The sequence below is a fragment of the Nonomuraea sp. LP-02 genome, from assembly GCF_036289125.1.
In the GTDB taxonomy this organism is placed as follows: domain Bacteria; phylum Actinomycetota; class Actinomycetes; order Streptosporangiales; family Streptosporangiaceae; genus Nonomuraea; species Nonomuraea bangladeshensis.
In genome coordinates this window covers 2,758,012-2,770,334 of record NZ_JAXCLK010000001.1, presented here as the reverse complement: position 1 = coordinate 2,770,334, position 12,323 = coordinate 2,758,012, and the positions used below count along the sequence as shown (strand labels likewise).

Here is a 12,323-nt window from a genome sequence, read left to right as displayed (position 1 = left end):
CCGCTCAGCCGCGCTCCTTGGCGACCGCCTCGCGCACGGCGGGGGCGATCTCCCCGGCCCAGCGGCCGAGCGTGACCTGGTCGGCGACGCCCTGCTCGGCGGAGAAGAGGATGAAGCCGGACGCGCCGTGGTCGAGCACGGCCCCGGTCAGCTCCTCGGCCCACTGGGCGGGCGAGCCGCCGAGCCAGCGGCCGTCGCGGTCGCGGGTGGCGGCGAGCGGCCGGTCGGTGATGCGGCCGGGCAGGTTGTAGACGGTACGGATCTCGCCCGGGTCGCGGCCGACGGCCGCCGCGGCCTCGTCGATGACGGGCCGTGAGCTGCGGTAGCGCTCGCTCAGCCAGTCGGCGGCGTGGCCGGGGATCCAGCCGTCGGCCACCCGGCCGGTCGCGGCCAGCGACTTCGGGCCGTTGGAGCCGGTCCACACCGGGGGAGCGGCCACCGGGGCCGGCTCGATGCCGTGCACCTGGTAGTGGCGCCCCTCGAAGGTGACCGGCGGGCCGCCGCCGGACAGCAGCCTGACCAGGACGATCGCCTCCTCGAACGCCTCCACGGCCGCGCCGGGCGACAGCCGGGGCACGCCCATGTCGGCGATCCGGTCCCACAGGCCGCCCGCGCCCATGCCGAGCACGACGCGGCCGTCCGCCAGCGCCGACAGCGACGTGACGGTCCTGGCCAGCATGGGGGCGGGCCTGGTCGGCAGGTTGGTGACGTTGACCAGGCCGGCGAGATGCCGGGTGCGGCCGAGGACGACGCCGAGGGCGGCGTAGGCGTCCAGGCGCCCGCCGAGGTAGGGGTGGTCCGACAGGGAGAACAGGTCGAGCCCGTCGCGGTCGGCCTGCTCGGCCAGGCGCAGCAGCTCGCCTGCCCCGCCGACGCCGCTGGGTGCGCCGAAACCGAAGACGACGCCGGATGCGGACATGATGAAGCCTTCCGTGGGGAAAGTCAGTTCGTGCTACGAACCATATTAGTTCGTGGCACGAACTTCAATTCCCGGAGCCGGTTCCTGGAACACCACGGGCACCTTGTTGGCCGTCACGACGGAACCGAGCAGCGCGGCGAGCGTCTCGCGATCGGCGTCGGACAGCTCCGCCGTCAGCCGCTCCACCCGGCGGCAGGTCTCGGCGTAGAACCGCTCGGCGAGCGCGGCGCCCTTCCTGGTCAGCGCGATCCGCACCGCCCGCGAGTCGCGCGGGTCCGTCCCGCGCCGGACCAGGCCGTTGCGCTCGGTGCGGTCCACCAGGCCGGTCAGGCTGGACTTGGCCAGCCCCAGCATCGTGCCCAGCTCGCCCATCCCGTACGGCCCCGGCATCAGCACGCACAACAACTGCCCCTGCTGGGCGGTGATGCCGAACTCCCTGGCGGACTCGGTGTAGACGGCGTTCACCAGGAACGCGCCGCGCACCAGCGCGGCCACCACGCCGATCCGTCCGTCTTCTTCTCCTGTCACGCGCCCAGCGTATGGGAAATTCGTGCCACGAACTAACCCCCGGTGGCCCGTCAACCCGTCCGACCGGCCAGGTTCTGGACCCGGCTGGAGAAGCTCGGATCGCGAGGAAGGTGCGGAGTGCAAATTTGTCCCCTTTTAGGGTTAATGTCCGGCTGCACTCTACACAACGTGTGCATCGTGCACATCCGGCGGGCGGCATCGAGCGCCCCTGACCGGGTAGGGCACCCCGTACACGTGGCCATCGGGGGAGGTCACCATGGGTGCGGATGAAGGCCGCGGGGACAGCGGTCTGTCGTTGGAGATGCTGGATCCCGCGCCGGTCGGCGTCGTGGTGACGCGGGGCCCCGACCACCGGCTGGTCTACACGAACGCCCTGTTCCGGTCGCTGTTCAGGGACCCCGAGGGCAGGGTGTCGGTGGAGGAGTCGTTCGCCAGGTTCGTGCGGCGTTACTACCGCCCGCGCATGGACCACGTCCACGCCACCGGCGAGCCGATCATGATCCTGGCCGAGCCCGAGCTGCCCTCCAGCGAGCGCCCCGAGCCCGAGCGGTTCTTCACCGCCAGCCTGTCGCGGATCTCCTTCGGCCCCGGCGACCACGGCGTGCTGGCCATGGTGATCGACGTGACCGACCAGGTCGGCGCCGCCCACCGGATCGCCGCCGTCGCCGAGGAGCGCCGCCGCCTCCTGCGCCGGCTGGCGAGCCTCATGGAGATCAGCGCGCCGATCATCTGGGTCACCAGCCGCGACGGCTTCGTCAGTGAGCGGAGCCGGAACTGGGAGCGGGTGACCGGCCAGACGTGGGAGGAGTACCGCGGCCAGGGCTGGCTGCGGGCGGTCCATCCCGACGACCGCCGGGCCACGATCAAATCCTGGGAGCGGGCCGTCAACGACGTCAGCAGGACGTGGGAGCACGTCTACCGGCTGCGCACCGTGTACGGCGGCTACCGGCACTTCCAGCTCCGCGCCGTGCCCATCTGCGAGGACGGCCAGGTGGTCGAGTGGGTGGGGTCGAGCACCGACATCGAGGACCAGTGGCGGGAGCAGCGGGCGCAGCGCCTGCTCGACCGCGCCGCCGAGGCGACGGGGCAGTTGCGCAGCCTGGAGGAGATGCTGGACGCGCTGGCCGGGGTGATCGTGCCGGAGATGGCCGACGGCTGCAGCGTCTACCTCGTCACCGACCTCTCCGACGGACGCCAGGGCGAGGAGCCGCTCATCGTCAGGAGGCTGGCCACCGCCGTCCGCGAGGGCCTGGAGCCTCCGGTGCCGTACTTCGAGGAGCGGCTGACGGGGCGGCACGCGTTCGTCAGGGCCGTACGGCGGCGCCGGCCCGTGCGCAGGACGTTCCCGGCCGGCTCGCCGCCGCCGGGCGTCGTCCCCGACGCGGCCCGGTCGTGGCTGGCTGACAACGGCGGCAACGGCGCGCTGATCCTGCCTGTCGTGGTCGACGGGACCGTGCCCGCCGTGGTCGTCGCCGTGACCTGCGGGGACCGCCCGCCCATCGGCGAGGAGGACGCCAGGCTGCTGGACCTGATGTTCGACCACACCCACGACGCGCTGAGCCGGGCCATCCGGTTCCAGCGGACCCAGCAGGTCGCGCTGGCCCTGCAGTACAGCCTGCTGGCCGAGCCGCCCCGCCTGCCCGACCTGCGCATCGTGGCCCGCTATCGGGCGAGCCCGGCCGCCGCGGAGATCGGCGGCGACTGGTACGACTCCTTCGTCCTGCCCGACGGCATCCCGGTGCTCGTGATCGGCGACGTGGCCGGCCACGACCTGAACGCGGCCGTCTCCATGAGCCAGCTCCGCAACATGCTGCGCGCCCTCGCCATGGACCGGCGCGAGCCGCCGGGGGACGTCCTGGCCCGGCTCGACACCGCGATGGAGTCGCTGGCCGGCGAGATCACCGCGACCTGCGTGTGCGCCCGCGTGGAGCCCGCCGGCGACGGCTACCGGCTGGACTACGCGGTGGCGGGCCACCCGCCGCCGCTGCTGGTCGAGCCCGGTGGCCAGGGCCGCTTCCTGGAGGAGGCCGTGAGCCCCCTGCTCGGTCTCACCCCCGGCGGGCACCGCCCGTCGGGGAAGGAGCCGCTGCCGCCGGGCGGCACGCTCCTGCTCTACACCGACGGCCTCGTGGAGCAGCCGGGCGAGCACCTGGACCGCGGTCTGGAACGGCTCCGGCTGGCCGCCGAGCGGCTCGCCGCCCGGCCCGTGGACAGCTTCTGCGACGCCCTGCTGGACGACCTTCCGACGACCGGTCTGGACGACATCGCGGTCATGGCCCTGCGGCTGCCGCCCCGGCCCCGGCGGACCCGTACCTCTTGACGACTTTCTGTGATGAAATGGTCTCTTAACGTGGCGGCATGGCGGTGGTCGTGGCAGGGTCGTGGTGGCGTGAACGCCCTGATTCCAGCGAGAGAGGCCGCACATGCCCGCTTTCCGCCTGCGCACGGTGCTCGCAGCCGTGCTCCTGGCCCTTCCGCTGCCGGCCGCCGCGCCCGCCCAGGCGGCGGACGCCGTGCTCGGCCAGCGCGTCGCGGTGCCCGCCTACTTCCTGCCGAGCGGCGACACCGCCGCCGACTGGAGCCTCATGAACACCGCGGCCGGCAAGCCCGGCATCCTGGTCGCGAACGTCGCCAACGGCCCGGACGACGCGGCCAAGCCCGCCTACACCAGCGCGTTGGCCGCGGCGCACGACGCCGGCATCAAGGTCATCGGGTACGTGGACACCGGCTACTTCGGCACCACCGGCTTCGGCACCCGGCTCGGCTCGGTCTCGGCCGACGACTGGCGGGCGCAGATCCAGTCCGACGTCAACACGTGGTACCGGTTCTACGGCTCCTCGATCGACGGCATCTTCTTCGACCAGGCGCAGAGCCTCTGCGGCCCGGCGGGCGTCGGCGACGCCTGGGTGAGCCTCTACCGCGAGGCCACCGCGTACGTGAAGAAGTACCACCCGGGGGCGACCACCATCGTCAACCCGGGCGTCTCCCCGCATTCGTGCTACGCGGACGCCGCCGACATCCTCGTCACCTTCGAGGGCCCCTACGGCTCCTATCTCGACCGGCAGGGGCCGTACCTGCCGGCGGCGTGGGAGGCCCGCCACGACCCCCGCCGCATCTGGCACCTGGTCTACGACGTGCCCGCGTCGGGGCTGGCCACCGTGATGAGCCTGTCCAAGGCCAACAACGCGGGCTACGTGTACGTGACCGACGACGTGCTGCCCAACCCGTGGGACCGGCTGCCGCCGTACCACACGGCGCAGGTCACGGCGGCCAAGGGCAGCGGCGGCGCGGTCCCGGCGACGCCCCCCAGACCGGCGGCGAGCCAGGTGACGGCCACGAGCCTGCGCCTGAGCTGGACCTCGGCCCTCTGCCCCGGCGCGGTCGGCTACGACGTCCACCAGGACGGCGTGAAGATCGGCACGCAGGCCGACTTCGCGCCGGCGGCGACCACGTACGACGTGGCCGGACTCGCGCCCGCCACCTCCTACACCTTCACCGTCAAGGCGCGCGACAAGGCCGGCAGGACCTCGGAGGCGAGCCGGGCGCTGACCGTGACCACCGCCGCGGCCAGCGCGAACGCCCCGACGACGCCCGGCACCCCGGTCGCCTCGGACGTCGGCCCGACCAGTGTCAGGCTGAGCTGGACGCCGTCCACCGACGCCGACCCCGGCGACCGCGTCCAGTACTACGACGTCTACCGGGACGGCGTGCGCGAGCTGGCCGTGCCCGGCACGCTGACCGGCGTCACCGTGGGCGGCCTGACCCTCGGCGGCACCTACGGCTTCACGGTGCGGGCCCGCGACACGACCGACCGGGTCTCGGCGCGGTCGGGCGCGGTCTCGGTGACGGCCGACCCGGGCCCGATCAGCGGCGCGACGGCGTCGGCGAGCGGGGGCGAGGCGATCTACCAGGCCCGGTTCGCCCTGCCGTACGCGCAGCGCCACGTCTTCATCGACACCGACGAGGACCACCGGACGGGCTGGCCGGTGTACACCATCGGCGCCGAGTACATGATCGAGAACGACACCCTGTTCCGGAAGACCGGCGCGCCCGGTGACTGGTCGTGGAGCGCGGTGGCCGGCGTCGGCCCGCTGGTCTCGAACGGCGTCCACCGGTGGTCGGTGCCGCTCTCGGTGCTGGCCGGCACGGGGAGCACGCAGAGGATCGTCTTCCACGGGACCGACGGCGTCCGCCACGACTACGCCCCGGAGGTCCTCACGCTCACCACGAGCTGACCTCCCTATGCGGAACCCGTGCACCGGTCGAGGAGTTCGAGCAGGTGGTGATAGGGCTCCCCGGTGGCGCGGGTCAGGCCGAGCTCACACGTACGGTTGACCGAGGCGTGCGCCGCGTGCTTCCCGGCCCGCACCGCGGCGGCCTCGGCCCGGGTCGCGGAGGCCGTCAGCTCCGGATGCAGCAGGCCGCGGTCACCGGCGAAGGCGCAGCACTGCCAGCCCTGGGGGACGACGACCTCCTCGGCCACGGCCTCGGCGATCAGGTTGATCGCCGCGTCCAGGCCGAGCTGCGTGGAGGAGCAGGTGGGGTGCAGCGCCAGCGAGGGCAGGCGGCGGGTGACGGTCAGGCGGGGGAGCAGGTGCTCGGCGGCGTACGCGACCGCGTCCACGACCCGCACACCCGCCGCCTCCAGGCCGAGGCGGTGGAAACCCTCGGTGCAGGAGGCGGCGTCGGTGATCACCGGGAGCCGCCCGCCGTCCGTGGCCTCCCGCAGCGCCTCGCGGACGCGCTCGCCCATCGTCCGCTGCCCGTCGGCGTAACCCTTCGACGACCAGGGGGTGCCGCAGCACAGGCCCGCGACCCCCTCGGGGACGCGCAGCGTGACCCCGGCCCGCTCGGCCAGACGCCGCACCGCGGCCATCACGCCGGGCCCGCCGTCGGCGGGGGCGAACATCGTGTTCAGGCAGGACGGCAGGTAGACGGCGTCGGGCGCGGCGGCCGGGACCGGGAGGCGGGGCTTCCCGCCCCGGGGCAGGTCACGGCTCCACCGGGGCACCGCCTCGGCGCTCGTGACGGCGCGGGCCGCCCGGCTCGCGCCCTCGGCCAGCGCGGGCGGGACCGCCGCCGCGGTGTCGAGGGCCAGGTTCATCGCCCGGGTGACGCCGTCCCAGTGCTTGGCGGCGCCGTTCCAGCCGGCGCGGGCCGCGCGGCCGTGGCGCTCGGCGCGCAGCCGCTTGGTCAGGTCGCCGGTGTTGATGCCGACGGGGCAGGCGGTCGCGCACATGCCGTCCACGGCGCAGGTGTCCACCGCGTCGTAGCCGTAGTCGGCCTCCAGCGCGCGGGCGAGCGCGCGGTCGCCCGCCTCGCGGGCGGCGGCCAGCTCGCGGCGCAGCACGATGCGCTGGCGGGGCGTGGTGGTCAGATCGCGGCTGGGGCAGACCGGCTCGCAGTAGCCGCACTCGACGCACCGGTCGACCTCGGGCTCGACGGTGACCACGTTCTTGAGGTCGCGCAGGTGCGCGTCGTCGGTGTCGGTGAGCACGACGCCGGGGTTGAGCGTGCCCGCCGGGTCGCACAGGCGCTTGACCTCGCGCATCACCTCGTACAGCTCGTCGCCGTACTGGCGGCGGACGAACGGCGCCATGACCCGGCCGGTGCCGTGCTCGGCCTTCAGCGTGCCGCCGCGCTCCAGCACGGCGGTCACCAGGTCCTCGGTGAAGTCGGCGTAGCGCTCCAGGTCGGTGGCGAAGCGCTCGTTCAGCATGAAGTGCAGGTTGCCGTCCTTGGCGTGGCCGAAGACGACGCTGCGCTCGTAGCGGTGCTTGGCGAACAGCGCGTTCAGCTCCTCGCACAGGTCCGCCAGGGCGGGCACCGGCACGGCGACGTCCTCCAGCAGGGCCGTGGTGCCGGAGGGGCGGGCGCCGGCGACGGCGGCGTACAGGCCCTTGCGGATGTGCCAGAGCGCGGCCCGGCCGCCGGCGTCGCGGCTCAGCCGGGCCGGCGCGGCCAGCTCCAGCGCGCCGAACACCTCCTCGGCGGCCCGCTCCCGCCCGGCCAGCACGCCGGCGTCGGACTCCTGCCACTCGATCAGCAGGGCCGCGTGCCCGGCGACCTCCATCGAGCGCAGCACGTCGTCGGCCTTCGGGTCGGCCTGGGCGACCCGCAGCGACTCGGCGTCCAGCAGCTCGACCGCGGCCGGCTCCGCGGCCACCAGCTCCGGCATGGCGGCCATCGCCCGCCCCAGGGAGGGGAAGACGAGCAGCCCCGTGGCGGCCAGCGGATGCGCGGGGACGGTGCGCAGGACCGCCTCGGCGACGAAGCCGAGCGTGCCCTCGCTGCCGATGACCAGGTGGGCGAGGATCTGCGCGGGGGAGTCGTGGTCGAGGAAGCTGTTGAGGCCGTAGCCCATGGTGTTCTTCAGCGAGAACTGCGCCTGGACCCGCCGCACCGAGTCGGGGTTGCCCCGCACCCGGTCGCGCAGCCGCAGCAGGCCCTCGGCCAGCTCGGGTTCGAGCGCGCGCAGCCGCTCGTCGGCGTCCGGCGCGCCGGTGTCGACGACGGTGCCGCTCGCCAGCACGAGCGTCATCGACTCCAGCATCCGGTACGTGTTCGCGTGGGTGCCGCAGGTCATGCCGCTGGAGTTGTTGGCGACCACGCCGCCGATCGTGCACGCCGACTCGCTCGCCGGGTCGGGGCCGAGCTTGCGGCCGTAGGGCGCGAGGCGGGCGTTGACCTGGCGCAGGACCGCGCCCGGCTGCACCCGTACCCGCGCGCCGCCGTCCAGCACCTCGATGTCCCTGAAGTGCCGGCGCGTGTCCACCAGCAGGTGCTCGCTCACGCCCTGACCGCTGAGGCTGGTGCCGCCGGAGCGGAACGTCAGCGGCAGCCCGGTCCGCAGCAGCGCCGCCACCTGCCCGGCGCTCTCCGGCACCAGCACCGCCTCCGGGGTGAGCAGGTAGTGCGAGGCGTCGTGGGCCATGCCGAGCCGGTCGCTCGCCCTGGTCCTGGCGATGCCCGGCACGGCCGCCTCCACGCGGGACAGGACGGCGGGGTCGGGGGCGGTCAGACGGGGCGGTCGGGCGTGGGTCACGGTCATGCTCTCTTCGGTGGGGACGTGCTGATGGTGCGGGGGCCGGGCGCTAGCGCGGCCCGACGACGTTCTGGCGCTGGCTGCCGAGTCCTTCGATGCCGAGCTCCATCACGTCGCCCGGCTGGAGCCAGATCTGCGGGTCGTGGCCCATGCCGACGCCCGGCGGGGTGCCGGTGTTGATCAGGTCGCCCGGCTCCAGCACCATGAACTGGCTCAGATGGTGCACGATGACGTACGGGTCGAAGATCATGGTCTTGGTGGTGCCGGTCTGCCGGCGCACCCCGTTGACGTCGAGCCACATGCCGAGGTTCCTGACGTCGGCGAGCTCGTCGGGGGTGACCAGCCACGGGCCGGCCGGGTTGAAGGTCTCGGCGGACTTGCCCTTGCTCCACTGCCCGCCGCGCTCCATCTGGAACGCCCGCTCGCTGACGTCGTTGACCACGCAGTAGCCGGCGATCACGTCCTTCGCCTCCTCGACCGAGTCGAGGTAGGAGGTGCGCCTGCCGATGACGATGCCCAGCTCCACCTCCCAGTCGGTCTTGGTGGAGCCGCGCGGGATGCGTACGTCGTCGTTCGGGCCGACCAGCGTGTTGGGCGACTTGGTGAACAGGATCGGCTCGGCCGGCACCGCCTGGCCGGTCTCGGCGGCGTGGTCGCTGTAGTTGAGCCCGATGCACAGGATCTGGTGGGGACGGGCGATCGGCGCGCCGATCCGCTCGCCGGCGAACGCGCGCCGCTCCCCGGCCGCGACCCGCTCGGCGAGCAGGGCGGGGCCGCCCGCGGCGAAGAACCGCTCGTCGAAGTCGGGGGTGATGTCGGAGACGTCGACGTAGTGCCGTTCGTCCACGCGGACGACGGGCTTCTCGGCGCCGGGAGCGCCGATGCGCATGAGGTACACGGGTCTCTCTCTCAGAGGGGGTTCCAGCAGGGCATGGGCAGGCCGCGGACACCGGCGGTGATGTTCACGAAGGGTCCTCTCCGGTGACGATGGCGCGGATGGCGGGCAGGTCGTCGATCAGGGCGCGCAGCGGGGTGCGGTAGGCCAGGCCGCTGACGCTGATCGCGCCGCTGGGAGAGGTGGGCGAGGTCAGGTAGGCGGGGACCGCCACGCAGTTGACGCCCGGCTCGTTCTCCTGGTCGTCGGCCGCGTAGCCCTGCTCGCGGACGCGGGCCAGCTCGGCGTGCAGCTCGCCGGCCGTGCCGATCGAGCGCTCGGTGCGGCGTTCCAGCGTACGGCCGCCCACCCAGGCGCGGACCGCGTCCTCGTCGGGTAAGGCGTGGGCCAGCAGCACCTTGCCGACCGCGGTGCAGTGCGCCGGGTTGCGCCCGCCCACGACGGACGTCAGCCGCACCGCGCCCATCGGGGGATCCAGCTTGGACCGGTAGACCACCGAGGCCCCGTCCAGCACCGCGTAGTGCACGGTCTCGCCGTGCCGGTCGCAGAGCGCCTTGAGCATCGGGGTGACGCGGACGTGGTCGGGCCGCTCCTCGTGGTGCGCGAAGGCCATCCGCAGGAACTCGTCGCCCAGCACGTAGCGGCCGTGGCCGTGCTGCGCGGCGAACCCGGCCCTGCGCAGCGCCGCCAGCGCGCGGTGCACGGTCGGCTTCGGGCTCGCCACGGCCCGCGCCATCTCCTCCAGCCCGATGCCGTCGGGGTGGCGGGCCAGCTCGGCGAGCACCGCGAGCACGCGGTCGGCCCCGACGAGCCGGGTCTCGGCGGCGGGATCGTCAGGAGTGGCTCGCGACACGTTCCGAACATTAGACCATCGTTCCGTCAAACGAAAGTTGGCCCCTTTTGGATCTGTTGACAACCTCTGTGCCAGCGACACAATAGATATATGAACAAGTCTTCAGATGTGAGCGTGACCGCCGTGGACGGCTGTGCACTCAAGGTCGTGGACGCCGACCGGGTCGCCGCGGTGCGCGAGCGGATGCCGCCCGGCGACGACCTCGCCGACACGGCCGACGTCTTCGGCCTGCTGTCGGACACGAACCGGCTGAAGCTGCTCGTCGCCCTCCTGGAGGGCGAGCTGTGCGTGTGCGACCTCGCCGCCGTCACCGGCCAGAGCGAGTCCGCCGTCTCCCACGCCCTGCGGCTGCTGCGCGCGCACCGTATCGTCGCCGCCCGCCGGGCGGGCCGGATGGCCTACTACCGGCTGGCCGACCCGCACGTACGGATGCTGCTCGACCTGGCGCTCGCCCACACCGAGCACACCGACGCCATCCACCCCGAACGCTCCGGAGACCGGTGATGGGCGCGGGACACGGGCAGGGACATGGGCACGGCCATGCGGCCGGGCGGCACCGCTGGCGGCTGGCGCTCGCGTTCGCCCTCATCGGCTGCTTCTTCGTGGTCGAGCTGGTCTACGGGCTGCTCTCCGGCTCGCTGGCCCTGATGTCGGACGCCGGGCACATGGCCGCCGACGTGGTCACGCTCGGCGCGGCGCTGGTCGCCACCCGGATCGCCACCCGCCCCGACACCACCGGCCGGCGCAGCTACGGCTCCTACCGGGCCGAGGTGTTCGCCTCGCTGCTGGCCGTGGTGCTCATGCTGGGCGTCGCGGTCTACGTGGTCGCCGAGGCGATCGGCCGTATCGGCGGGCAGGCCGAGGTCTCCGCCGGGCCGATGCTCGTCGTCGGCGCGATCGGTCTGGCGGTCAACCTGGTGGCGCTGGTCCTGCTGCGCGCCGGCGCGCGCGAGAGCCTCAACGTCAAGGGCGCCTACCTGGAGGTCGTCGCCGACACCGCCGGCTCGGTCGGCGTCATCGTCGCGGGCTGGCTCATCGCGGCGACCGGGCAGGTGTTCTGGGACACGCTGATCGCCCTGGCCATCGGGGTGTTCGTCGCCGTACGGGCCGTCTCGCTCGGCCGGGAGGTCTTCGCCGTGCTCGGGCAGCACGTGCCGGAAGGGCTCGACGCCGCCGCCGTCGCCGCTGACCTCGCGGCCATCGAGGGCGTGCGCGACGTCCACGACCTGCACCTGTGGACGCTCACCTCCGGCATGAACGTCGCCACCGCCCACCTCGTCACGGCCGACCAGGACGACCACCACGCGGTGCTCGACCAGGCCCGCGACCTGCTCCGCCGGCGGCACGGCGTCGCCCACGCCACCCTTCAGGTGGAGCCGCACGACCACACCGGCTGCGACGAGATCGGCTGGTAGCCCCGCCCGGGGCGGCTCAGTCGCCGAGCGCGAGCCGGACGCCGAAGGCGGCGATCACCGTGCCGGTGACCCGGTCCAGCAGCCGCCTCGCGCGGGTCGTCCTCAGCCGTTCGCGCAGGACGCGGGCGAAGGCGACCAGCACCGTCGACCAGACCAGCCCGAGCACGGCGTGGACCGAGGCGAGCAGCACCCCCATCGCCAGAGGGGCGGCCCCCGCCGGGATGAACTGCGGCAGCACGGCGACGTAGAACGCGCCCACCTTCGGGTTGAGCAGGTTCGTCGTGAGGCCCTGACGGAAGCCGCGCGTCAGGGTGTCCTCCGACACGGGGGCGGCATCCGGTCCGGGCTCCTCCCTGCGGAAGGTGCCGATCAGCATCCGGGCGCCCATCCACACCAGGTACGCCGCCCCCGCCCACCGCAGCGCCTCGTACGCGAGGTGCGAGGCGGTGAGCACGGCCGTCACGCCGAGCGAGGTGAGCGCGCCCCACACCAGCGTGCCCGCCTGGATCCCCAGGACCACGCCCCACGCGCCCCGGCGGCGTCCGAGTGCCGCGGTCCGCAGGATCAGGGCGGTGTCGAGCCCCGGAGTGAGGGTGAGCAACCCGACGACGAGCGCGAATGACCACAAAGAGCTGCTGATCGTCACATGCGCGACTTTACCCGGACGA

Annotated in this window: 10 protein-coding genes; 4 read left to right on the top strand and 6 right to left on the bottom strand. The window is 73.5% G+C overall.

Going from position 1 to position 12,323, the window contains the following annotated elements:
* Positions 1-4: 4 nt before the first annotated feature.
* Together SMD20_RS12850 and SMD20_RS12845 are read right to left on the bottom strand one after the other, a co-directional pair.
* Positions 5-919, bottom strand: coding sequence for an LLM class flavin-dependent oxidoreductase (locus SMD20_RS12850; protein ID WP_329579643.1), 915 nt, complete (start codon positions 917-919; stop codon positions 5-7).
* 45 nt (positions 920-964) lie between these two features.
* Positions 965-1,447 (bottom strand): MarR family winged helix-turn-helix transcriptional regulator, encoded by a 483-nt coding sequence (locus tag SMD20_RS12845; RefSeq protein ID WP_329579640.1) that lies wholly within the window; start codon positions 1,445-1,447, stop codon positions 965-967.
* A gap of 256 nt (positions 1,448-1,703) precedes the next feature.
* Between SMD20_RS12845 and SMD20_RS12840 the strand changes: the two genes are divergently transcribed.
* Positions 1,704-3,767: a SpoIIE family protein phosphatase gene (locus SMD20_RS12840; RefSeq protein WP_329579637.1), complete on the top strand. Its 2,064-nt coding sequence runs from the start codon at positions 1,704-1,706 to the stop codon at positions 3,765-3,767.
* 103 nt (positions 3,768-3,870) lie between these two features.
* Entirely contained in the window at positions 3,871-5,682 is a 1,812-nt protein-coding gene (locus SMD20_RS12835; protein WP_329579634.1) for a spherulation-specific family 4 protein, read from the top strand.
* A gap of 5 nt (positions 5,683-5,687) precedes the next feature.
* Here the strand turns inward: SMD20_RS12835 and SMD20_RS12830 are convergent, their stop codons facing one another.
* The 3 genes from SMD20_RS12830 to SMD20_RS12820 all read right to left on the bottom strand — a co-directional run bounded on the left by SMD20_RS12830 (position 5,688) and on the right by SMD20_RS12820 (position 10,240).
* Positions 5,688-8,498, bottom strand: coding sequence for an FAD-binding and (Fe-S)-binding domain-containing protein (locus tag SMD20_RS12830; RefSeq protein WP_329579631.1), 2,811 nt, complete (start codon positions 8,496-8,498; stop codon positions 5,688-5,690).
* Between the two features lie 43 nt (positions 8,499-8,541).
* Positions 8,542-9,390 (bottom strand): fumarylacetoacetate hydrolase family protein, encoded by an 849-nt coding sequence (locus SMD20_RS12825; RefSeq protein ID WP_329579627.1) that lies wholly within the window; start codon positions 9,388-9,390, stop codon positions 8,542-8,544.
* A 64-nt stretch (positions 9,391-9,454) separates the two neighbouring features.
* A complete protein-coding gene (locus SMD20_RS12820) occupies positions 9,455-10,240 on the bottom strand; it encodes an IclR family transcriptional regulator (protein WP_329579624.1) in 786 nt (261 codons plus the stop codon).
* 90 nt (positions 10,241-10,330) lie between these two features.
* Between SMD20_RS12820 and SMD20_RS12815 the strand changes: the two genes are divergently transcribed.
* Both SMD20_RS12815 and SMD20_RS12810 read left to right on the top strand, forming a co-directional pair.
* The gene (locus SMD20_RS12815; RefSeq protein ID WP_329579621.1) at positions 10,331-10,744 is read left to right on the top strand and encodes an ArsR/SmtB family transcription factor; all 414 of its coding nucleotides are present in this window, start codon (positions 10,331-10,333) and stop codon (positions 10,742-10,744) included.
* Positions 10,744-11,655 carry a cation diffusion facilitator family transporter gene (locus SMD20_RS12810; protein WP_329579618.1) on the top strand — a complete coding sequence of 304 codons (912 nt, stop codon included), beginning with the start codon at positions 10,744-10,746 and terminating at the stop codon, positions 11,653-11,655. Before SMD20_RS12815 ends, SMD20_RS12810 begins: the two co-directional genes overlap by 1 nt.
* Positions 11,656-11,671: 16 nt before the next feature.
* Here SMD20_RS12810 and SMD20_RS12805 read toward each other — a convergent pair whose 3' ends face one another.
* Positions 11,672-12,301: a LysE family translocator gene (locus tag SMD20_RS12805; protein ID WP_329579615.1), complete on the bottom strand. Its 630-nt coding sequence runs from the start codon at positions 12,299-12,301 to the stop codon at positions 11,672-11,674.
* Positions 12,302-12,323 lie beyond the last annotated feature (22 nt).

Coding starts and splice junctions, on each gene's coding strand:
- SMD20_RS12850 (WP_329579643.1), bottom strand. CDS start 919: ATGTCCGCATCCGGCGTCGTCTTCGGTTTCGGCGCACCCAGCGGCGTC.
- SMD20_RS12840 (WP_329579637.1), top strand. CDS start 1,704: ATGGGTGCGGATGAAGGCCGCGGGGACAGCGGTCTGTCGTTGGAGATG.
- SMD20_RS12835 (WP_329579634.1), top strand. CDS start 3,871: ATGCCCGCTTTCCGCCTGCGCACGGTGCTCGCAGCCGTGCTCCTGGCC.
- SMD20_RS12830 (WP_329579631.1), bottom strand. CDS start 8,498: ATGACCGTGACCCACGCCCGACCGCCCCGTCTGACCGCCCCCGACCCC.
- SMD20_RS12815 (WP_329579621.1), top strand. CDS start 10,331: ATGAACAAGTCTTCAGATGTGAGCGTGACCGCCGTGGACGGCTGTGCA.
- SMD20_RS12810 (WP_329579618.1), top strand. CDS start 10,744: ATGGGCGCGGGACACGGGCAGGGACATGGGCACGGCCATGCGGCCGGG.